The sequence below is a fragment of the Sphingobacterium sp. UDSM-2020 genome (genome assembly GCF_016132525.1).
In the GTDB taxonomy this organism is placed as follows: Bacteria; Bacteroidota; Bacteroidia; order Sphingobacteriales; family Sphingobacteriaceae; genus Sphingobacterium; species Sphingobacterium anhuiense.
The window spans coordinates 2,288,211-2,311,170 of sequence record NZ_CP066166.1; the positions used below are offsets into that span (position 1 = coordinate 2,288,211).

At 35.7% G+C, this 22,960-nt stretch carries 12 protein-coding genes; 8 read left to right on the forward strand and 4 right to left on the reverse strand.

Annotation, left to right across the window (positions count from 1 at the left end):
- Window positions 1-406 precede the first annotated feature (406 nt).
- From JAZ75_RS09730 to JAZ75_RS09745, 4 genes are all read right to left on the reverse strand, one after another.
- Window positions 407-1,039: a hypothetical protein gene (locus tag JAZ75_RS09730; protein WP_021191834.1), complete on the reverse strand. Its 633-nt coding sequence runs from the start codon at window positions 1,037-1,039 to the stop codon at window positions 407-409.
- A 164-nt stretch (window positions 1,040-1,203) separates the two neighbouring features.
- Window positions 1,204-3,117 carry a DUF294 nucleotidyltransferase-like domain-containing protein gene (locus JAZ75_RS09735; RefSeq protein WP_183917374.1) on the reverse strand — a complete coding sequence of 638 codons (1,914 nt, stop codon included), beginning with the start codon at window positions 3,115-3,117 and terminating at the stop codon, window positions 1,204-1,206.
- Between the two features lie 10 nt (window positions 3,118-3,127).
- Entirely contained in the window at window positions 3,128-3,754 is a 627-nt protein-coding gene (locus JAZ75_RS09740; RefSeq protein WP_208701504.1) for a 3'-5' exonuclease, read from the reverse strand.
- An 80-nt stretch (window positions 3,755-3,834) separates the two neighbouring features.
- Complete coding sequence (locus tag JAZ75_RS09745) at window positions 3,835-7,887, reverse strand: two-component regulator propeller domain-containing protein (RefSeq protein WP_208701506.1); 4,053 nt, start codon at window positions 7,885-7,887, stop codon at window positions 3,835-3,837.
- A 519-nt stretch (window positions 7,888-8,406) separates the two neighbouring features.
- On the opposite strand from JAZ75_RS09745, the gene JAZ75_RS09750 reads away from it, so the two are divergent.
- The 8 genes from JAZ75_RS09750 to JAZ75_RS09785 all read left to right on the forward strand — a co-directional run bounded on the left by JAZ75_RS09750 (window position 8,407) and on the right by JAZ75_RS09785 (window position 22,927).
- Window positions 8,407-9,519 carry a glycoside hydrolase family 88 protein gene (locus JAZ75_RS09750; RefSeq protein WP_208701508.1) on the forward strand — a complete coding sequence of 371 codons (1,113 nt, stop codon included), beginning with the start codon at window positions 8,407-8,409 and terminating at the stop codon, window positions 9,517-9,519.
- Window positions 9,519-10,754, forward strand: coding sequence for a DUF2264 domain-containing protein (locus tag JAZ75_RS09755; RefSeq protein ID WP_208701510.1), 1,236 nt, complete (start codon window positions 9,519-9,521; stop codon window positions 10,752-10,754). Before JAZ75_RS09750 ends, JAZ75_RS09755 begins: the two co-directional genes overlap by 1 nt.
- 12 nt (window positions 10,755-10,766) lie before the next feature.
- Entirely contained in the window at window positions 10,767-12,122 is a 1,356-nt protein-coding gene (locus JAZ75_RS09760) for a BNR repeat-containing protein (protein WP_208701512.1), read from the forward strand.
- 2 nt (window positions 12,123-12,124) lie between these two features.
- Window positions 12,125-14,149, forward strand: a complete 2,025-nt coding sequence (locus JAZ75_RS09765; RefSeq protein WP_208701515.1) for a DUF2264 domain-containing protein — start codon at window positions 12,125-12,127, stop codon at window positions 14,147-14,149.
- A 540-nt stretch (window positions 14,150-14,689) separates the two neighbouring features.
- On the forward strand, window positions 14,690-17,701 hold the full coding sequence (locus tag JAZ75_RS09770; RefSeq protein WP_208701517.1) for a SusC/RagA family TonB-linked outer membrane protein: 3,012 nt from the start codon (window positions 14,690-14,692) through the stop codon (window positions 17,699-17,701).
- 93 nt (window positions 17,702-17,794) lie between these two features.
- The gene (locus JAZ75_RS09775; protein ID WP_208701519.1) at window positions 17,795-19,537 is read left to right on the forward strand and encodes a RagB/SusD family nutrient uptake outer membrane protein; all 1,743 of its coding nucleotides are present in this window, start codon (window positions 17,795-17,797) and stop codon (window positions 19,535-19,537) included.
- A 188-nt stretch (window positions 19,538-19,725) separates the two neighbouring features.
- Window positions 19,726-20,802: an L-rhamnose/proton symporter RhaT gene (rhaT, locus tag JAZ75_RS09780; protein WP_208701521.1), complete on the forward strand. Its 1,077-nt coding sequence runs from the start codon at window positions 19,726-19,728 to the stop codon at window positions 20,800-20,802.
- Between the two features lie 16 nt (window positions 20,803-20,818).
- Window positions 20,819-22,927: a bifunctional aldolase/short-chain dehydrogenase gene (locus tag JAZ75_RS09785; protein ID WP_208701523.1), complete on the forward strand. Its 2,109-nt coding sequence runs from the start codon at window positions 20,819-20,821 to the stop codon at window positions 22,925-22,927.
- Window positions 22,928-22,960 lie beyond the last annotated feature (33 nt).

Consider the following 22,960-nt stretch of genomic DNA (forward strand, 5'->3'; position numbering starts at 1 on the left):
AGCAAAAATAAGCTTATTGTCGCTGAAAAACAAATAGAAATTTCAATTAAATTCTTTTTTATTTAAATATGTCAATTTGTTATTCATTCTAATTGACTGGGTTCGCTGAAAAAATCATCTTTGGCTCCATAATACGTGCCTATGCTTCTTAATGGCATTTTTTCTGGATCTTTTATTTTTAGCTATACAGCTTGAGGAGATCAAGAAATCTTTATTTTTAACAAATCATGATAGCTGATATGATCATAATTATTGTTAATCAGGTGATTTTAATTTTCGAAAGTAGATGATTGGGAGAAAAAACCTCCTTGTATTTTTTATTTCTATAATCGTTTTGATCTATCATCCAATAAAATAGGGGCAATTCACATCATGCGAATTGCCCCTATTTATCTATCTTAGAATCTTATGATTTCTTATTTAACTCGTCTTGAAGTTGACGTTTTAGAGCTTGTTCTTTTTCAAGTGCTTTTTTACGGAATAACGCAAGCTCTTCTTGTGCTTGATCTGCTGTTTTTTGATATTCATCAGTATTCACCTTAGCCTTGCGGTAAGAGAATAAAAATGTAACGGTACTGATTAAAAGTACAGCAATAATTATCCACACGATACTGCTATAAGCTGACTTTGTCGTATTGATACCTAAAAATGAAAAACTATCTACTTTTTCTTGCTCTTGTGCTAATTGATCTTTTAAAATTTGAACACTATCTTGTAAACCTTTTGTTGTTGATCCATAATTAGAACTAGCAGACTTTAAGGTGTTAATTTCTTTCTGAAGTTTACTTACAGTATCTACTACATTTTTTTTGATAATTTCAAGATTTGTTTTGCGCACCATCTTGAAATCATAATTATTTTTTGATATGTAGTTCAAATGGTCAAACTGATTTGCAAGACTACCTTTACTCAAACCTTCTGGGCCAAACTTATTAGCACTCGCTGTTGTTGGTTGAGCTACTGGAGCTTGAGCCGATGCGAATTGCTGTTGCGCACATAGAAGAGATACAGTGATAATTAATGATTTTAAAATATGCATATATAAATTGATGTTACAGATTTTTACAAAAGTAATGATTGCTTCTAATATATACTAAAAAGTTAAGATTTGAGGCTTTAAATTTTAAATTTATTATAAATTGCATATTCATGTGGTCTGTTTATAATAAATTAAAGAGATCTTTTAGTCTAATGCGATCGGAATTATCCTAAAAGGTTGTTTGTGAATTTAAATTTTATACCTAATTGAAAATTACTAATAGTTTTAAAAATTTCTTTTAATGTTGCTTTTTCTATTTTCGTTAGACTGTCAATTCGGATGTAATTATCGGGATTTGATTTTATTGTTATAATTTGATTTGCTTGATTTTTTAATCTAAGAGCCATTAAATAATAATAGGATTGACTAAGTTCTTCATATTGGGATTGTGTGAAAACTCCTATTTCTACTAACTTCTTAAGTCTAACTCCGGTATTTTCTTCATAGATTCGGTTTTTTAATGCATATACCCGTACGAGATCTACAATCGGATTCATTGCTTTTTTGATATTTAGAAATTCTGAAGTGCCAATAGTCTGTGTTTTGATGGCATTGAAGAAGGTTAGCGGTGGTTCATATTGCAAAGCATTTTTCGCTATAAAAGAAAAAAAACGTTCGTTGGGTTTTTGTAATTCGTGGTTGAGAAAAGATTTAAGTTCATCAATGATTCCCTGGTCACCATACAGTCTTCTACAATCAAAGAAGGTGGAAAATTTAATAGCATTTTCTGGTATGGTATCTTCGATCCAACTTTTGTAATTATTTTTCCAGTGTGATAATGAATGTGTCCATGCGGGATTACTGGCCATATATCCTCCTGTACAGTAGACAAATCCAATTTTATTTAAGTCATCTGAAACTTGGTTGGCGAATTTGAGGAAGTAGTCTCTCACATACTCACGTTGCTCATTGGCTTTATCTTCATAAATAATGGCGTTGTCCTGATCGGTTTTTAAGGTCTGCTCTTTTCTGCCCTCACTTCCTGTTACCATAAATACGAACTTAGCTGGGGGAGGTCCCATATTGTGAATCGTTTTCTCAATCACTTTTATGGCAATGGTATCAGCAATCATTGTAATAACCTGGTTTGCAACAGCGGCATTGACACCTCGGCCGAGTAATTGGTTGATGATTTTCGGTACATTATCCCACTTATCCTTAAGCTCGGTTAAAGACTCCGCGAGCTTTACGGATTGTATAAAAACTAAAGGTGATTGTCCCTGTTCGCTTAATAAGCGGTTACGGCTCAAGAAGCCAACGTACTCTCCATCTTTTTCAACTAATAAATACTTCGTTTTTGTTCTAAACATCATCAATACCGCTTCGTATAGAATTGCCTGGTTAGAAATACTAACGATAGGATTATCCATAACGGTTCCAATAGCTTTATCAGCCTGGATTTGTTTTGCAATAACGTTATCTCGGAGTGTTATATCTGTTGCATACCCAACAATTTTATCTTTCTCCATAATAAAAATGCAACTCACTTTATTGGATGACATTATTTTTGCAGCTTCATAAATGGGTGTATTGTAATCTGTTGAGACGATATCTTTATAAATGATATTATCAATCTTACGGGAGTAGAGTTGATCTGCTGCGTAATAACTTTCTTCAAATGATGCAGGGGATTTTACAAAATGTGAAAATTCTTCTTCCAGCATTTTACGGCCAAAAGCATTTGTGAAGAAATGAAAGAACTCCTCATTGGCGTTGCAAAGTTCAAAAAAATCTTTACGAGGCAATCGATATATGATTGTCCCCTTTTTTACCATTACTGATTTTAATGCTTTTTTGCGATTTAAAAGCACTGAAATTCCGCCAAAACAATAAGGATTTTCGTGGATTTCGATTGATCGTTTATTCTCCATGTTATCGAGAAAGAATGTTTCGTACTGTCCCTTGTAAATGAGATCTACTCCATCTATATCTGTTATTCCTTGTCGGTAAATAAGTTCTTCCTTTGAAAATGTGCATTTTGTCATCAGATCCACTAAACTTTTTTGTACAGATTCTTGCAGTACATGGAAAGGGGCTGTAGTTTTTAATAGGGATAAAATAATTTCAGAATTATGCATAGGTTCAAAATTAGATTTGAAATAAATTAAAGAAACGGGCCTGTTGATTTTCAATATCTTCGGACGTCAGTTCATTTCTGTTAGCCATCTCAAAATAACATTTTGCAGTTATTTCGGCGTCCGTTACTGCATTATGTAAAGACTGAGGTATGGTCGAGAATAATATCTCATGGAGCAGTGAAAGATTCAGGTGAACTCTATGGGGATTTCTGACATACTTTTTACTATGCCATAGTGTGCAGAAATAAATTAAATGGTTAAATGGCATGTTGAGTTTAGTTCTGACAAATTCAGCAGCAAGGACTTGTAAATCGAATGATAAAAAGTGTCCAACAATTAAGGGATTGTATTTTTTTAAATCATAAGCTAATTTACGTAATACATCTTTTTTGTTGACACCATTTTCTCTTAAAAACTGTGGTGTTATACCATGAATTTTCTCAGATTCTCGGCTGATAAAAATAAAGGGTTCATAAATATATTTGTTTGTGCGTGTAATTTCATTAAAATCTGAATCATATATTATCCATGCAACTTGAAGTACACGGGGCCAATTTTGTGTATTGTTATATTTTTTATCCCATTTTTCGGGTAACCCTGAGGTTTCTGTATCAAGAAATAATATGTATTTTTTCAAAAAGTATTTTGCTATTTATTATTAAAAATAAGTAAATTATCGATGATATGGATAGTTAAAAGATGAAAAAGACAGTTTGATCAAATATGTTGTGCAGTTGTATTTTTTTGAAACTCAGTAGGAGTTATCCCAAATGATGCCTTGAAGCAAGTTGCAAAGTATCTTGGGTCAGAGAAACCTGTCGCGAATGCCACTTCACTAACTGTAATTGATTTATCTTTTTCCATCATTTGATATGCATGCTTAAGGCGAATATTCTTTATAAATTCACTTGGAGATAAATCTAGCAAAACTTTGGTTTTACGATACAAAGTTGATTTGGATAGTGCCAGAATCTCACCGAGCTTGATAATATCAAATTGATCATCACTTAAATTTTCTTCAACAACTTTGATCATCCGTTGTAAAAACTGTTCATCAACAGGCGTATAATCCAAAGTAGCGATATTAATTTGTGTGTTGTTGTTGAAGTTGATTTGCTTCGTCCGTTTATTGATGATAAAACTCTGTATTTTGGCTTCTAAAACTTGAATGTCAAAAGGTTTACTGATGTAACCTTCAGCTCCAGCTTGATAGCATTCTATACGATCTTCCATACTATTTTTGGCAGTTAGCAACAATATTGGAATATGATTGATTTCCATATTTTGTTTGACAGCTCTGCACAGAGAAAGCCCATCCATTTCAGGCATCATGATATCACTAACAATGATATCAATTTCATTTTTATTTAAAAGATCGAGTCCTTGCTTACCGTCAGAGGCAACGTGAACATGATATTTTTTTGATAAAATGCTAAACATGGTTTGTTGAAGATCTTCATTGTCTTCTACTAATAGAATATGTAGTTGTTTTGAATTTTCATTCGTATCTTCAATGATAGCTGTTGTGAATTTGTCTGCTTCGTAAGTAATTTCGTCTTTTTTAGCAAAAGATTCGTTCCATATCTGAATACCATTTTTGACATAAAATTCCTGATCAACTGGTAATATGATTTGGAAGCAGGTTCCTTGATCAGGAACACTTTCAACAGTAATTTTACCAAAATGAATATCAACTAACTCCTTTGTTACCGAGAGACCAATCCCATTGCTTTCTTGATTTACAAATGACTTATTGTTATAAAATGGTTTAAATATTTTATCTAACTCATCTTTATCGATTCCAATGCCATTATCACGTACAAAAAGATAGAGCAGTTTTTGTTTTTTATCTTCTTTAATATAGTATGACAAGGTGATTTTACCACCTCTAGGTGTGTATTTAAAGGCATTCGAGAGTAAATTGAAAAGAATCTTATCCATTTTATCCGCGTCATAGTAGATATCTGTTGTACACTCTCCATGATTGATTTCAAATTCAATATTTTTTCGAATGGCTAACGGGTTAAAAAACACATGGCTCAATTGATTTATAAATGTGGGCAGATATTCTTGACTAACTTTCAATTCCATCAAATTATTTTCTATTCTTCGGAAATCCAAAATTTGTTGCAATAAGCGTTTTAGGCGATCTAGATTCAATCTCATTTTTTCAAACTGACTTAAATGATGCTTTGTGGTCATTTGAACATCGTCTACTAAACAAGAAATAATGGTTAGTGGTGTTAACAAGTCGTGAGAAATACTTGTAAAATAGCTGAGTTTGGACTGTGCCAGTGCATGTGCATTTTCTTTTTCTATTTGGGCTATTTTTAGATCATTTCTTAATTTTAAACGGTGTAAAGTAAAATTTATGAAATAGTAAAATATACCAATCAGTAGACACGCATATAAGAAATAGGCTAAGTTACTCTCATAAAATGCAGCCTTTTTGTAAATATTAATTTTAGTAATCGTCGTATTCCATTTATTATTTAAATCAGTAGATTTTATTAAAAAACGATAAGATCCTTTTCCTAAATTATTATATGCTGCAAAAATCCGATCTCGGGATGCATTGATCCAATCCTGATCAATACCTTCTAACTTGTAGGCATATCGAAGTTTATTATCCTGGGTATAGCCAAGGGATGAAAAGGAAAATTCTATATTTTGGTCTTCGGGTTCTAATGTTAGTATCTGTTGATTAAAATTAAATTTTTTCTGATTGGATTCAAGGACAATGGATTTATTATTAATCTTGATATCTGTTACTTGCACTTTAGCTTTATAATTTGGGATATTGCTATTATCGTCCAATCTAACCATTCCGTTATATCCTCCAAAGTAGACCGAGTTTGATTTTTTATCAATCGTAAATGCTCTTTTGGAAAACATATTGACTTGCAGGCTGTCAGTCGATGTAAATTCCAAAATATCTTTATTGAGTGCATTTATTTTAAATATATTTCGGGTGCTGGAAAGCCATACCGTATTATTTAGGCAAACGATATCCAATAGTTGGTTCTTTCCAAATAAAGCCGAATTTGCCAATTCCTCCATTTTCTTTAAATCTCTTTGATAATAGAGTAAGCGATTATCTTTGGTTCCAATCCATAGATTATCATTTTTATCAACATCTAAGGATTCAATTTGATTTGTTTTGAGAACTGCTGTTGATTGACCAATATGTTGGATGATCTGTTCAGGATTATTTTTATTGATGTAATAAATGCCGCTTCCTTTAGTAGCAATCCAGATATTTGATTTTTTATCTTCAGCAATGCTAACCGCTTGATCTTTTATTTTTGTGATGAGTTTTATTTTTTTGCTTTTTGGATCACTATATAATACACCTTGGTTGGTCGCTATCCAAGTTCTCGATTGACTATCTTGAAAAAAGAAGATGGGAACCCCGGAGTGATTGGCTTCACGTTTTAGATCAATCTTATAGTCTAACTTGATATTGTTATGCTGTTTTTTGAAAACGTTTATAGTTGCTTCATAAGCAGAACCGACCCACAGTTCATGCTGTACATCAATGGCGCAGCTGGCAGCTCTAATGGATATTAATTCGCGTAAATTGGCGTTACTATAGGTATTTAATAAACCATCTTTAGGATTTAAACTTCCAAAGCCAAAACGCTCTAGATTAAACCAAAAGATACCCTTTTTATCTCGATATAACATATTTACATTGGGCGCAATGCTATATCGACTTTTAATTTCTTTAAAGGTGTAATTTTGAATGAGAGGTTTATCAAAACTAATCGTAGATATTCCTTTCCCACCGATAGACAACCATAATGTTCCTGATCTATCTTGATAAATATCATTGAAGATATTGGTTGTATGATCAAAATGGGGAGCCATATTTACTTCTTGAAGTGCACCATCTATATATTGAAAAGTAGAGATACCAGAAAATGAAAGTATCCAAATATAATTGCGATGCCGATCTTGAACGATGTTATAGAATAAATCTTCCTTTCCAATATTTCGACGCTTGTTTTTGATTTCTATTTCTTGATATAAATTCTTTCTATTGTCTGGATTAAATAAATAAATCCCATCCCCCCAGGTACATACCCAGAGTTGTTTATTATGATCTTCAAATAATTTAAAAGGATTGTTACGTGTTCCAAGTTTTGGGTACGCAACGAATTGATTTGTTTGTATATCTAATTTAAATAACCCTTGTTCCCAAATTGCTATCCAAATATTGCCTTTTTTATCTTCAAATATGGTATTAACAGTCCTCGGTGGTATTTTGTAAATGGAATTATGATCATCTTGATAGTTTTGGATAATGGATAAGTCTTTGTTATATACCACAATACCATTGTCTGATCCTACCCATAATCTGTTTTTTTTATCAATCAGTAATGTTGTAATACGTGTTGCAGATTGGAGGTTATTTTTGAAGGGTTTGATCACATAGCTTTCTTTTTCTAATGTATATAATCCTTTTTCTGTACCTAGAATGAGGTAATTATGATATTCTACTAGTGTTTTAATGTTCTGGTTGGTAGCCGTTTTACCATCATTGGTCTTCAATTTGAAATTTAAAATATTATAGGCGTCATATCTGCTTAATCCCTGTGTAGAAGCAAACCAGATATACCCATCCTTATCCTGACAAGTTTGATTGATTGTCAATGAGGGTAATTCATTATTTTTGGTAATGGGATTCAATCCCATTTGTTGACCACTAACTTGGATATGGAAAAGTAAATATATAATGAAGAAGAAGGTTTGATATGTATTTTTCATAATCAATTGGTTTAATCTAATCAGATCGACAATTTGTTCTTCACTTATATCTCTTTTGCATCAACTTTGTCTAAAGAGCCAATGAATTAAATAACACAAGAAAAAAGGGAAACTTAATTTAATTCCTTAATCAATAATGGTTAGCTTTAAATAGCTCATTTTTTCCGTCTTACTTGAGCATCTAAATGGTTCAAAAAGTCAGATTCAAATTGGTATCTTCTTTAAAGATATAGAATGTTATTTAAAATAAATGTAATATAAACATTTATTTTAGAAATTGATTACTTTCTTGTTTGTGTCTCTTTTTTATCAAAAGCTCCTTAAAAATGCGTTTTTAGTCAAAAGAAACATGTAATCAATGGCTATAATCATAAAATGATCCCATTTTGTATGTTGAATAAACTAAAATTAAACATCGACTGTATTGATTTTATCTAGATTTGGATAACCAATCTTCAATCATATTTACATCTGCTAAACCCTGTTGATTGGATTTTTTAAACCTTAAAATTTTAAGATATGCACAAATACGTTCTTGTTTATTTTCTTCTGATTACTTATTCTGTCTTTGGACAAGACTTTAAAAAGAGTGATGTTTTGGCCCAATTGAATGTTGCGAATCAATATTGGCAGACCCATCATAAGCCTCAAGTTTGGGCATTTTGGGATCAAGCCGCTTATCACAGTGGTAATATGGAGTTTTATAAAGAGTTTAAAAATAAAAACTTCTTAAAATATACCGAAGATTGGGCAGATTTTAATGAATGGAAGGGTGCAAAATCAACTGATAAAGCGGATTGGAAATATAGCTATGGGGAGACCGATGACTATGTGTTATTTGGCGATTGGCAGATCTGTTTTCAAACGTATATTGATCTTTATCATATCGCTCCTAAAGCTTACAAGATAGCTCGAGCGCAAGAAGTGATGAATTATCAAATTCATTCCAAACATCATGATTACTGGTGGTGGGCAGATGGACTGTATATGGTTATGCCCGTGATGACTAAGATGTACAATTTAACTAAAAACCCGCTCTATTTAGAAAAACTTCATGAATATTTGGAGTATGCAGATGGTATCATGTATGATAAGGATGAAAAATTGTATTATAGGGATGCGAAATACGTTTATCCAAAACATAAGACTGCTCATGGAAAAAAAGACTTTTGGGCAAGAGGTGATGGTTGGGTATTTGCAGGATTAGCAAAAGTGCTACAAGATCTACCCAAAGACAATGCTCATTATAAACATTATGTAAAACGTTTTCAAGATATGGCCGATGCTATTGTAGCGTGTCAACAGAAGGAGGGTTTCTGGACGAGAAGTATGTTGGATCCAGAACATGCACCCGGTAAAGAATCCAGTGGAACGGCATTCTTTACTTATGGACTTCTTTGGGGCATTAATAATGGTATTCTGAACAAAAAGGAATTTGAGGGTGCTGCAAAAAAAGGATGGTATTATTTAAGTACTATTGCTTTACAGCGTGATGGAAAAGTAGGTTATATTCAGCCTATAGGAGAAAAGGCCATACCGGGTCAAGTGGTTGATGCCCATTCAACATCGCCATTCGGTGTCGGAGCATTTTTATTGGCAGGTGTTGAAATGTATAGATATTTAAGCGAGTAATGATGAAAAATGTATGGACATTATGGATATTCATATGCTTCGTCGCTGTTACATATGGACAGAAGAGAAATCCTATGGCATGGAAAGAAACTTCAAGAGGCTTTTGGCTAAAGGAGATGGATCGTATGGCAAGACCGGTTATGCGTAGTCTGGCTCATGACAGTTTAAAGATCAATATGCCTCAAATTACTTCTGTTGCAGTTGACAATAAAGAACATCGCATTCAAGTACAATATGTAGAGGTATTAGGTCGAGTTTTAAGCGGAATATCGCCTTGGTTGGCTTTGAATGATGGTTCGGAAGAAGAGCAAGCATTGAGAAAACAATATCGCAATTGGACTATTCAAGCCTTAAAAAATGCCTTGGATAGTAATGCAAATGATTTTATGCGTTTTGATCTAGGTGGGCAGCAATTAGTGGATGCCTCATTTATTTCAGTTGCTTTTTTGCGTTGTCCTTGGTTATGGGATCATCTGGATCCTGTAACCCAAGGTCATTTGATTGAGGCTATCAAAACGACACGTCAATTCAGACCGGTGTTTTCCAATTGGTTACTTTTTTCTGCTATGAATGAAGCTTTTTTAGCCCAGTACAGTACAAGTTGGGATGTTATGCGAGTGGATTATGCTTTACAACAACTGGAACAATGGTATGTTGGAGATGGGATGTATATGGATGGTCCTCATTACGCATATGATTATTATAATAGTTATGTCATTCATCCTTTTTTATCCGGAATTATGGATGTCATCGAGCAAAAGACTAAAAATTATGATAGCATGTTTGCAAAAATTAAATTACGAAACCAACGATATGCCATTATATTGGAAAGGTTGATTAATACAGATGGGACTTTTCCACCATCGGGTCGGTCAGTAATTTATCGTGGAGCAGCATTTCATCACCTGGCAGATATGGCATTGAAAAAGAGATTACCCAAAGAGTTAACGGAAGGACAAGTTCGCGCCGCTTTATCTGCCGTTATGAAGAAAACATTTGAAAGCCCATCAACTTATCATCAAAACTGGTTAACTATTGGTTTATATGGAGATCAGCCCGGATTAGGGGATTTTTATAACAATCAAGGAAGTCCATATTTATGCAGTACTATTTTTTTACCTCTTGGACTTTCTGAAACGGATAGTTTTTGGACTTCCAAAGAAGAAGAATGGAGTTCGAAGCGTATTTGGTCTGGACAAGACTGGAAAAAAGATCAAAGTAAGGTTATTCAATAATAGATAAGAGTCATGAGATTAATAACATTTTGTACAGTTGGAGTAATTCATTTTTATCTTATCCTTTCCTTAAATTTCTGTTTTTCGCAAAGCAAGCAGCTTCAGGTCATGGAAGTCGGAGACGGTTGGGCTAAGAATACGGTCAATACAGCTGTTTTTCGAAAAAATTCTCTCGTTAGTGACGCCCAGTTTCAATACATAGCCTACTATAACGACAAAGGACAGGTGGTATTGGGAAAGAGGAAACTAAATGAGAAGAGCTGGCGGCTACAGGTTACCGAATATTCGGGCAGAGCTCAGGATGCACATAATATTATCAGTATCATGATTGATGGAGATGGATATTTACATGTTTGTTGGGATCATCATAATGGTCAGTTGCGATATGCTCGGACAAAACAGCCGCATACACTGGACTTAGGACCTGAGCAGTCTATGATCGGGAAGGATGAACAGTATGTGACTTATCCTGAATTTTTTAAAATGCCAGATGGTTCATTATTATTTCTTTATCGTGATGGCGGTTCTGGATCAGGAAATCTTGTTATGAATAATTATGATCCCCAGAATAAAAAATGGACTAGACTGCATCGTAATTTAATCGATGGAGAAGGGAAACGAAATGCTTATTGGCAGGCATATGTCGACAACCAAGGAACGATACATTTATCTTGGGTATGGCGAGAAAGTCCCGATGTAGCCAGTAATCATGATATGGCATATGCTTGTTCTAAGGATGGAGGGCTCACTTGGGAGTCTACTACTGGAGCTCAATATACATTACCTATACAGGAATCAACAGCGGAATATGCGGTGCGTATTCCTCAAAACAGTGAACTGATTAATCAAACATCGATGGCTGCAGATGATGATGGGAATCCATTTATTGCGACTTATTGGCGGGCTGCAGGTTCTACAATTCCTCAATATAAACTTATTTATTATAGGAAAGGTGCTTGGGAAGTCCGTTCTTTTGATTTTAGAAAAATGTCTTTCAGTTTGAGTGGACATGGAACAAAAGAAATACCTATAGCGAGACCACAATTAATGGTTAAAGGGAAAGGAGACAGGGTTGCTGTCATGCTCTTGTTCCGGGATAAGGAAAGATTAGGTCGAGCTTCTGTCTTGAACTTAAATAAGGTGACGGATAACAATTATCAACTATTTGATTTGAATAATGAACCATTAGGAGCATGGGAACCCAGTTATGATACTGAGATGTGGCGAAACAAGGGGCGATTATCACTATTTGTTCAAGCTACTGATCAAAAGGATGGAGAAGGACTTTTAGAATCTGGTCCAAGTAAGGTCAGGGTTATTGAATGGACGCCTAGTCTCGAGGCAATAAAAAATATAATCAAACATTAATTATGAAAAAATACATGTTTGGGTTTATGTCCTGCTTCATATTCATTGTATCCTATCCCATGGATATGTTCGGACAAGGGACAAGAGATGCTGTTTTTAAAGTCAAAAATCCAGATCTGAATCTCAGTCCCTATACCGGTATGAACCGTCAACATTGGTTAGATGCAGCCGAATATCTTTTAAAGGGGGCCTTTAGTTACGTCAGTAATCTGGATAGCCCGATGGAGTTTCCTAAACAACCAGGACGTAGTTATCCTAGAGACGGCGGTCATACGGAAACAGAACGGTTGGAAGGACTTTGTAGGACTCTGTTTATTGCTTTGCCTTTGATGAAGGAAAATCCCGACTATAAAATTGGTGGTCTAAAGATTGCCGATTATTACCGGCATCAGATCACGCAATTAGTGAATCCAAATTCGACAAGTTTCATTCCACCTTTACCCAAAAAAGGAGGACCAAGTCAAAAGCTTGTTGAATTTGGTGGTTTGGCCGTATCTCTTATGGCCGCTCCCGAAATTTTATGGGATCCGCTATCACAGGAGAAAAAAGATACTTTAGCGCATACACTCTTAAGTTATGGTAACGGACCTACTATTGATATGAATTGGCGTTTTTTTAATGTCATGATTTTAAGCTTTTTTAAGAGTAAAGGTTACTCGATACGTGAAGATTATTTAAAGGAATTGTTGGAGAAATGTTTATCTGATTATAAGGGGAATGGTTGGTATAATGACCAGCCTTATTATGATTATTATAGTATGTGGGGATATCAGATGTACGGAACTTTATGGGCTACCTATTATGGCGATGAGCTGTATCCAGATTATGCGAAGAAGTTCAGAACTCATTTAAGAGAAATGGTCGGTCATTATCCTTATATGTTCAGTAAGGATGGCGAAATGATTATGTGGGGGAGAAGTATTGCCTATCGCATGGGAGCTGCTGTTCCTTTTCCACTGATGGGATTTCTTGAGGATCAAAGTATCAATTATGGATGGATGCGAAGAATTGCATCAGGAACACTGCTACAATTTCTGAAACAGCCTGATTTTTTATCTGAAGGTATTCCCACACTTGGTTTTTATGGTGCATTTGAACCTGCCGTGCAGGAATACAGCTGTAGGGGAAGTGCTTTTTGGTTGGGTAAAATATTTTTAGGATTGCTCATTCCTGACGATAATATATTTTGGACATCAAATGAAAATTTAGGTTCTTGGGAGAGCGAGATACCAAAAGCGAAGGTGTTGAATAAGCTTGCTCCTGGTGCTGAAATTTTGATTACTGATTATGCTGGAATTGGGGCATCAGAGATCAGGGCTTGGTGTGATAGTAAAACTATCGGCTATTATCAGGGAACGGAGAATTATAATAAACTGGCTTATAATAGTGCATTTCCTTGGCAAGCGGATGGAAAGAACGGTGAAGTATCAATGAACTATATGTTTCAAATTGGTGGGAATAAATGGGAGTCACTTCGCCGTTATAAATTCATAGGCTATCAGGATGATATTTATTACAGGGACGCTGTATTAGCTTCGGATTCTACCATCAGATTACAACTTGCAGATATTATACTTCCTAACGGAATCTTGCGTGTGGATCAGGTATATAGTCAAAAATCTATTGCGCTACGGTTGGGACACTACGCATTGCCACAATATGAAGATAGAGTAATTGTTGAGCATCAAATTAAATATAAAAAATGGACAGCAAGTATTATTGACAATGGGCAGTATCAGTTAGCTGTTGTTCCTGTTGAGGGCTGGGAAGAGGTGGAGATAGTAAGTGCAGCAGGTTTAAACCCAGTTTCTGAAACGAGTAAAGTCCTGAATTTAAAAGCAAACACAATTGCAAATCAAAAGCAATTGTTTGCGACACTTATGTTATGGAAAAAATCGGGCGAAAAATGGACTAATGATGAATTATTCCCAATAAAAAAATTGAACCAAAAGCTGAATCAAGTAGGAATTAGTAGGAAAAATGGTCGTTATCAAGCCTTGAATTTGATATCCACAGATCAACAATAATAACCTTATCAATATTTTGCAAGTGAAAAGTGTAATGGTGAATATAATGATCTATATTGAAGGTAGTTATGGTTAATAATCTATTTTAAGTATTTAGAGAAAAGAGATAATGCTACTGCGCAAGAGCTAGTATATATCGCAACAAAATTTTTAAAACCATTTTATTTAAAATGTCCCCAAGGCATCTCTTAAATAAAATGGTTTTTGCTTTTTATTGAGTTTTAGTGAATTATTATGACTCCTGAATAGATTTTCAACCTTATTGAATCGATTTCAAACCGTTTATAAGCGAATCCGCTATAATTTTGACCTAGAGGGAATTGGAAAATAGCGCAACAAGAGTGCTTCTCTTCCTAACCAATGGAATTTTAGCGAACGATCTTCTTGAGTTTGCTAAGTACCAATTATAAACAAAAATATAAACTATACGATGATGGGATCAAGTTGAAATCAACCTTTAGGGGGATTATAGGATAAAGGTATGGTCCTATAATAAATGGAATAAAATAGTAATTCTAATCTAAAAACCAATTGTAAATTATGTTAACCCACTATTGCAATAAATACGCAAAAAGCACCTTGCTATTAAACAGTTTATTTTTAATAGCGATGACTACTTATGGTCAAGCAACTTCCATAAAGGGAACTATTCGAGACTCTTCTACAGGAAAAACCATAAGCAACATTACCGTTAAAGTAAAAGGAAGTTCGGTCAGTACACAAACAAATACCGTCGGTAGCTTTACCATTCAAGCTAATCCCGGAAATACTTTGATCATTTCCTCGGTCGGATATCAGGAAAAGGAGGTTATTGTACCTCAGGGGGGAGTTGTTGAGGTTACGCTTGTTCCATTTGAAAATGTACTTGACGAATTAGTTGTTGTCGGATACGGAACACAAAAGAGATCGGATGTTACGGGTTCTGTGGCATCAGTGCCAAAAGATCGATTATCAAAAATTCCGGTAACAAATGTTATGCAGGCCATACAAGGAGCAGTATCAAATGTGACTGTTTCACAGGCATCTTCTATTCCTGGAGACGCACCATCTGTTCAAGTTCGTGGTAAAAATTCGATCACTGCAACATCAGAGCCTTATCTTGTTGTTGATGGCATTCCTTTATCAAGGACTGATGGCTCTATTAATGATATCAATCCCAATGATATTGAGTCGGTCGAAATATTGAAAGATCCATCAGCTGTTGCGATTTATGGTGTGAACGGTTCTAATGGTGTTATTTTGATCACTACAAAACGCGGTACATCTGGAACTCCCCGTATTCGTTATAGTGGATATGGCGGAGTCGAAAATGTCGCGCATATCCTTAAACCGGTGTCTGGCGAAGAGCTTTTAAAACGTTATGCTGAATATGCCCGCATTAATAATGGTACGCTATATAATGGTGGCCCAGTGCGCAATCAGTTTGAGTTTGATAACTATACCAATGGCGTGACTACTGATTGGTTGGATGCAGTGATGCAAACAGGTGTGATCCAGAATCACAATGTCAGCTTATCAGGTGGAAGTGAGAATGCAAAATACTTTGTTTCTGGAGATTATCTCGATCAAAAGGGTGTACTTTTAGGTTATAATTATAAGCGTTATTCGTTTCGGACCAATACTGATTTTAAACCGACAAAATATTTATCGGTAGGTACATCTTCTTTTATCGTTGCACATAATAAAGACGGTGGTCGTGCGAGTTTATTACAAGCAGCAGCAATGAGCCCTTATGCTAAGATGTATAATGAAGATGGTTCACTAACTCAGTTTCCGATGTATTCGGAACAGCTTTGGACCAATCCACTTTTGCCAACGACTTTAAATCCAGAACGTCGTCAATTTAATATCTCCTTAAATGGTTATGCAGATCTTAATTTTGGGGAGCTTTACAAACCGCTGGCAGGTTTAAAATATAAACTCAACGCCGGATATTCTTACGTTCCTATTCGTAATAATGAATATGAAGGTGAGAGTGTTTATAATTTTGCAGGCATGGGCCGTATCACCAACAGTGAATCGCAGTCCTATACATTGGAGAATATATTAACATACACGAAGGATTTTGGTAAGCATCATATTGATTTCACAGGATTGTATGCCTCAAAAAGTAAGTATTGGCAACAAGCTATTGCTACTGGAGAAGTATTTCCTAATGATGCTTTGGAATGGGGAAATCTTGGTGCAGCGACTACTCAAAAAGTATCTTCTCAGGCAGATCTGTATCGTTCCATCTCTCAGATGGGTAGAATAAACTACTCTTATGATAGCCGTTATTTATTTACAGCGACTGTACGTCGCGATGGCGCATCTGTTTTTAGTAAAAATAGTAAGTATGGCGTATTTCCATCTTTCGCCGCGGCTTGGAACATACACAATGAGTTGTTCATGAGTGGTGTCAAAGATGTGGTGGATAATTTGAAATGGAGAATATCTTATGGTATATCAGGAAATGAAGCTATTGGTATATATCAAACGCTTTCCTTGATGGATGCAAGTACCATCGCACTGAATGGCTTATCGAACACCGCTTTAAATATTCGTACGAGAATGGGGAATGATAATTTGGAGTGGGAAAAAACGAAGGGATTGAATACAGGTATTGACTTTGGATTATTCAAAAATAGGCTAAGTGGAAGTATCGATGTGTATAAAACCAATTCTTATGATATGCTATTATTACAACGCCTTCCAAGGCTTACTGGTTTTGCAGAGGTCTTCTCCAATCTTGGGAAAGTGTCTAATACAGGTATAGATCTTACATTGAACACTAAAAATATCGTTAAAAATGATTTTAATTGGTCTACTACATTGGTCTACTCCCGTAACAAAAATAAGATTGTAGAAGTTTATGGCGATGGTAAGGAGGATTTAGGCAATAGATGGTTCATTGGGCATCCGCTTGGTGTGATCTATGATTTTACTAAAGTGGGTATCTGGCAGGAAGATGAAATAAAGGCTGGAGCGAATAAGGGATGGGATGAACGGGCTGAAGCTGGAAGTGTAAAATTAGCGGATCTGAATGGCGATGGTTTAATCAACGAAGACGACCGCTCGGTATTGGGACAAACTGCTCCGAAATGGACCGCTGGACTTACCAATACGTTCGGATATAAAGCGTTTACTTTAAATGTTTTTATAAACACGGTTCAAGGTGCACTACGCAATAATCCACAGATCGGTTCGGCAGCAGATGAAATGGGACGAAAAAGTACACCAGCAGAATTGGGCTATTGGACTCCTGAAAATAAAAGTAACGAGTGGCGTTCCTTGAGTAACCGTTCCAATGTATATGGTTATGGATTTCCATCAAATGCAAGTTTTACGCGGTTGAAAGATGTGACGATAAGTTATAACATGCCGCAACATACATTCAATAAATTAGGCATTAATGGTGCTACGATTTATGTAAGCGGTCGAAACCTATATACGTGGACCAATTGGATCGGTTGGGATCCTGAAGCTCGAGATATCACCCGTGGATCTGCAAATGATAACCTGAATTATCCGATGGTTCGCACTTATGTACTTGGATTTAATTTAACCTTTTAATGAAATCATGAAACCATCATGAGTAAATGTGCACAAAGAAAGATGAATACTGCTCATGATAGCTTCATCATCGCTAATAAATAATATATACTGATGAAAAAAACAATGAATATTCAAAATAAGTTATTACCTGTAGTTGCAGTCTTTTTATTAGGATCGGCATCTTGTAGTAAGAATTTTCTCGATGAAAAGCCTTATTCTAGTTATGAAGCTGGAAATAGTGATCCCTCGACGATCGAAAATAGAGTTTTAGGTTTACATGCAACTTTTGGACAATTATGGGGATATAGTGGCCGTCAAGGTTTTTTATCGTGTTGGCAGATCGGTACTGATATTGCAAGTGCTGGTTCTACTGAAGGAGTAGAGAATCCTTTTTATCAATATGCTGATCTAAATCCAGAAAATGGCGGTGTGGGCTATTTATGGCAACGCTGCTATGAATTTATAAACAATGCAAATAGTATCATCGAGGCGGTTGGGGACACTAATCCAAAGGCTGCCGCAGAGGCAAGATTTTTCAGAGCTTATGCTTATAACATGTTGGTAACACTATGGGGTGATGTTCCATTATTGACAACATCTGTTAAAATTCCAACGTTCAATTATGTCCGAAATTCTACAGTAGAGGTGGATCAGGTTATTTCAGATGATCTTGAATATGCGGTGAAAGAATTGGCAGCTGTCGGACAAGCCGCTGCTCCGAGCAGGATCAATAAAGATATGGCTAGGCAGTTGGCTGCTGAAGCCTTCCTACGTATTGGAATGAGAGATCCTGCTTATTTTGCTAAAGCAGAAGCCATGGCAACGGCGATCATAGAGAGCGGTAGTTATAAATTGATTGATACGCGATATGGTAAATATTTAAATCAAGGTGGTGATGCTTTTCGTGATCTGTTTAGACAGGGTAATATGCGCCGTGCTCAAGGAAATACAGAAGCAATATGGACTTTCGAAGTTGAATTGAATCGTGAAGTTAACGGTGGAACCATCGATAATCCTCAGCATCGTAGAATATGGCAACCTTCATACCATAAATGGGATGGCATGGTGAATGCTGATTCTCTTGGAGGAAGAGGTAACGGACGATTGAGATTAAGCAATTTTATGAAATATACGGTCTGGAAAGGACTTCAGGGTGATATTCGGAATAGCAATTATAATATCCGTCGTACCACAAATTATAATCGGCCTAATATGACCGTCAATAATGCTGTAGTAACACCATGGAGTACAGAAATCGGTGTAGATGCAGATGGTTATCGTGTTGCTAAGGGAGCGGGGGTCAAAGATATTACTATAAAAACAGGAGATCGGGTTATTCCATTTCGTGCCGATAGTTTGGAAGTCTGGTATCCTTTTCCAACAAAATGGGGGGGATATGATCCGCTGGATGATTTTGGCTATGCATTGATCAAAGATTGGCCAGTAATGAGGTTTGGAGAAACTTATCTATTAAGGGCAGAGGCACGTCTTCGACAAAATAATCTCGGCGGAGCAGCTGAAGATATCAATAAGTTGAGAGATCGTTCTTTTAAAGATACGCGTATTCAATCTGGAAACACCACTTTAGGAAAGGTTCTCGCATCAAATATGACCATCGATTTTATTCTTGATGAACGTGCCCGTGAGTTGATTTCAGAAGAAAATCGTAGAATGACTTTGGTGAGAACAAATAAACTCAAAGAACGTATTGCTTTAAATGGTGATCAGGGACCGGCAAATAAAATAACCAGTGGTTTCCAAGATTATAATATTTTGCTTCCAATCCCATTGAGTGAAATTCAATTAAATAACAAAGAAGGGGAAGGACTTAAACAAAATTTAGGATATAAATAATCTAGTTTTATTATTTTAATAATAATATGCAAAAGGTCAATTTTCCACACATTGAAAATTGACCTTTTGCTTCTAAATCATGAAATATCTGTTGGCTATAATCTCTGTATTTATGCATAACAGTCCATAACAGTTTACCTATTTTAATCTTGTAATTTAGTTTATGTACAATACCTAAAAAGATAAATATGAATGCTGTTTTCGGAGTTTTATTTCATTTCATAGGCGGTTTTGCGTCAGGAAGTTTTTATGTGCCTTATAAGAAAGTTGAAGGATGGTCATGGGAATCCATGTGGATCCTAGGTGGTCTATTTTCTTGGATTATTGTACCACCATTTGCAGCATGGTTAACTATTCCTAATTTTTGGGAGATTATCAGCAATGCCCAGGCAGCTACTTTATATTATACTTTTTTATTTGGATTGTTATGGGGTATAGGTGGACTTACCTATGGTCTAGGGATACGTTATCTTGGTGTTTCCTTAGGCAGCAGTATTATTTTGGGCTTAAGTATGGTCTTTGGTTCGCTGATGCCAAGTCTTTATTATTTTTTTTACCCCACAGTGGATAAGCATGGAGTCAACTATTTTTTTACGACTCAATCAGGAACTTGCATATTGATAGGTTTATTAATTTGTCTTATGGGTGTTGTGCTGTGCGGTCGGGCAGGTGTTTCAAAAGAGAAAAGTCTTGCGACTCTTTCTAAGGACGCAAGGACTGATTACAATTTTACTCTGGGTATTATCGTTGCGATCATTTCTGGTGTACTTAGTGCTTGTTTCAATTTTGGTATCGAAGCAGGTAAACCGCTTGCTAATGTTGCAAATTCCATATGGAAAAATAGTAATTCGAACAGTGGAGAATTTCTTTATCAAAATAATGTGACTTATATCATTATCCTTTGGGGAGGTTTTACTACAAATTTTATATGGTGCGTCTATCTCCTAATTAAAAATAGAACTTTTTCAGACTATACTAAATCCAATGTACCAAAAGTAAAGAATTTACTTTTTTGTGCTTTGGCAGGTACAATGTGGTATTTACAGTTCTTTTTTTATGGTATGGGTGAGAGTCGATTGGGTAATGGTGCCAGTTCTTGGATTCTTCACATGGCGTTCATTATTTTAATTTCAAATGCTTGGGGAATTATATTAAATGAGTGGAAGGGCGTGAATAGAATGGCATATCGATCTATAATTGCAGGCATAGCGACAATCATAATTTCTATTTGTGTCGTAGGGTTTGCAAGAACTTTAGAAAATTAATTTAATATATATAGCAGTGAAAACATACAAACATGTAAATTATTTGTGGGACGATAAAATAGCGCAATCATTGCAAGGTGATGAAGTTGCTTTATTATTATATCGTTCAAATATTCTAGGCGCCGATCTAAGAATTACTAATTATGGAGGTGGGAATACTTCTTGTAAAGTTTTGGAGAAAGATCCACTTACTGATGAAAGTGTTGAAGTCATGTGGATAAAGGGGTCTGGCGGAGATATCGGCACGCTGAAGAAGTCAGGGCTTGCAGCATTATATCTTCAGCGCTTACGTAATCTTGAAAATGTGTATAGAGGAATCGAATATGAGGATGAAATGGTCGCACTATTTAATCATTGTATTTTTGATTTAAGCTCTAAGGCGCCTTCTATTGATACGCCCTTGCACGGATTTTTACCATTTAAGCATATTGACCATTTACATCCAGATGCCGCAATTGCAATTGCAGCTTCTAAAGATGGGAAAAGTATCACTGCTGAATTGTTCAAAGGATCGATCGGTTGGGTTGATTGGCAACGTCCTGGTTTTGATTTAGGTTTACAATTAAAAGCCTGTTTAGAAGCAAATCCTGGTATCAAGGGTATTATGTTGGGATCTCATGGCTTGTTTACTTGGGGAGACACTGCTTACGATTGTTATATTAATTCTTTGGATGTTATTGAGACTTGTGCCACCTACCTTGAACAAAGTTATGGTAAGAAGAATAACGTGTTTGGCAGCCAGAAAATGGTAAGTCTTAGAAAAGCAGAAAGAAATGCGCAAGTCGTAAAATTAGCTCCTATTTTGCGGGGATTTTGCTCAAGTGAACGCCATATGATCGGACATTTTACAGACGATGAACGTGTTTTAGAATTTATCAATTCAAACGATCTGGACCGATTGGCACCATTAGGGACAAGCTGTCCGGATCATTTTTTAAGAACTAAAATCCAGCCCTTAGTACTAAATTTAGATAAATCTGAATGTTTAGACAATGTAGCGGAGGTTAAAAGAAAATTGGAGCCTTTGTTTGCAGGATATCGAGAGATGTATGAACAGTATTATGACAGTTGTAAACATGAAAATAGCCCTGCTATTCGGGATAAAAACCCCGTTATTGTTTTATATCCCGGTGTTGGATTGTTCTCGTTTGCAAAGGATAAACAAACTGCTCGTGTGGCTGCTGAATTTTATATTAATGCAATTAATGTAATGAAAGGTGCTGAAGCGGTAAGTGAATATACTGCTTTGCCAAGTCAGGAAGCTTTTGATATTGAATACTGGCTATTGGAAGAGGCAAAATTACAACGTATGCCAAAATCAAAAGCATTATCAGGTAAGATTGTACTCGTAACGGGTAGTGGTGGTGGGATTGGAAAGGCGATTGCAAGGAAGATGGCGCAAGAAGGTGCTGTTGTTGTGTTAAATGATATCAATGCTGATCGGCTTGCATCATGCGAGGAAGAATTTGTAGAAGCGTTTGGTAGAGATGCGGTTATGACGACATTGCTCGATGTCACTAATGAGGAACAGATAAAACATGCGCTCAATGATGCTGTACTAGCTTTTGGTGGGATTGACATTGTCGTTAATAATGCGGGGTTATCCATTTCTAAAACGATCGAGGACCATACGCAAGAAGATTGGGATCTTTTATATGATGTTTTAGTTAAAGGTCAGTTTCTGGTAACTCAGGCATCAACAGCTATCTTAAAAGCACAAAATATCGGTGGTGATATCGTCAATATTGTAAGTAAAAATGCTTTAGTAAGTGGTCCAAATAATATTGGTTACGGTAGTGCAAAGGGGGCCCAATTGCACATGAGCCGTTTAAGTGCCGCTGAATTAGGGGCAGCAAAAATTCGAGTAAATGTAGTGAATCCGGATGCTGTAATTTCTGATAGTAATATTTGGGCAGGTGGATGGGCCGCAGGTCGTGCTAAGGCATACGGTATAAAGATCGAGGAGTTACCGGCGTACTATGCAAAGCGTACTTTGTTAAATGAGATTATTCTACCAGAAGACATTGCAAATGCTTGTTTTGCACATGTTGGTGGCTTACTAAACAAATCTACAGGTAATATTTTAAACGTTGATGGGGGAGTGGCAATGGCTTTTTTAAGGTAGGTTTTATATCTTAGTTTTTAGGTGATGAAAAGA

Bases quoted from the DNA above. Each gene is read 5' to 3' on its own strand.
- JAZ75_RS09775 (WP_208701519.1), top strand. From the start codon at position 17,795: ATGAAAAAAACAATGAATATTCAAAATAAGTTATTACCTGTAGTTGCA.
- JAZ75_RS09750 (WP_208701508.1), top strand. From the start codon at position 8,407: ATGCACAAATACGTTCTTGTTTATTTTCTTCTGATTACTTATTCTGTC.
- JAZ75_RS09745 (WP_208701506.1), bottom strand. From the start codon at position 7,887: ATGAAAAATACATATCAAACCTTCTTCTTCATTATATATTTACTTTTC.
- JAZ75_RS09755 (WP_208701510.1), top strand. From the start codon at position 9,519: ATGATGAAAAATGTATGGACATTATGGATATTCATATGCTTCGTCGCT.
- rhaT (WP_208701521.1), top strand. From the start codon at position 19,726: ATGAATGCTGTTTTCGGAGTTTTATTTCATTTCATAGGCGGTTTTGCG.
- JAZ75_RS09730 (WP_021191834.1), bottom strand. From the start codon at position 1,039: ATGCATATTTTAAAATCATTAATTATCACTGTATCTCTTCTATGTGCG.
- JAZ75_RS09760 (WP_208701512.1), top strand. From the start codon at position 10,767: ATGAGATTAATAACATTTTGTACAGTTGGAGTAATTCATTTTTATCTT.
- JAZ75_RS09765 (WP_208701515.1), top strand. From the start codon at position 12,125: ATGAAAAAATACATGTTTGGGTTTATGTCCTGCTTCATATTCATTGTA.
- JAZ75_RS09735 (WP_183917374.1), bottom strand. From the start codon at position 3,117: ATGCATAATTCTGAAATTATTTTATCCCTATTAAAAACTACAGCCCCT.
- JAZ75_RS09770 (WP_208701517.1), top strand. From the start codon at position 14,690: ATGTTAACCCACTATTGCAATAAATACGCAAAAAGCACCTTGCTATTA.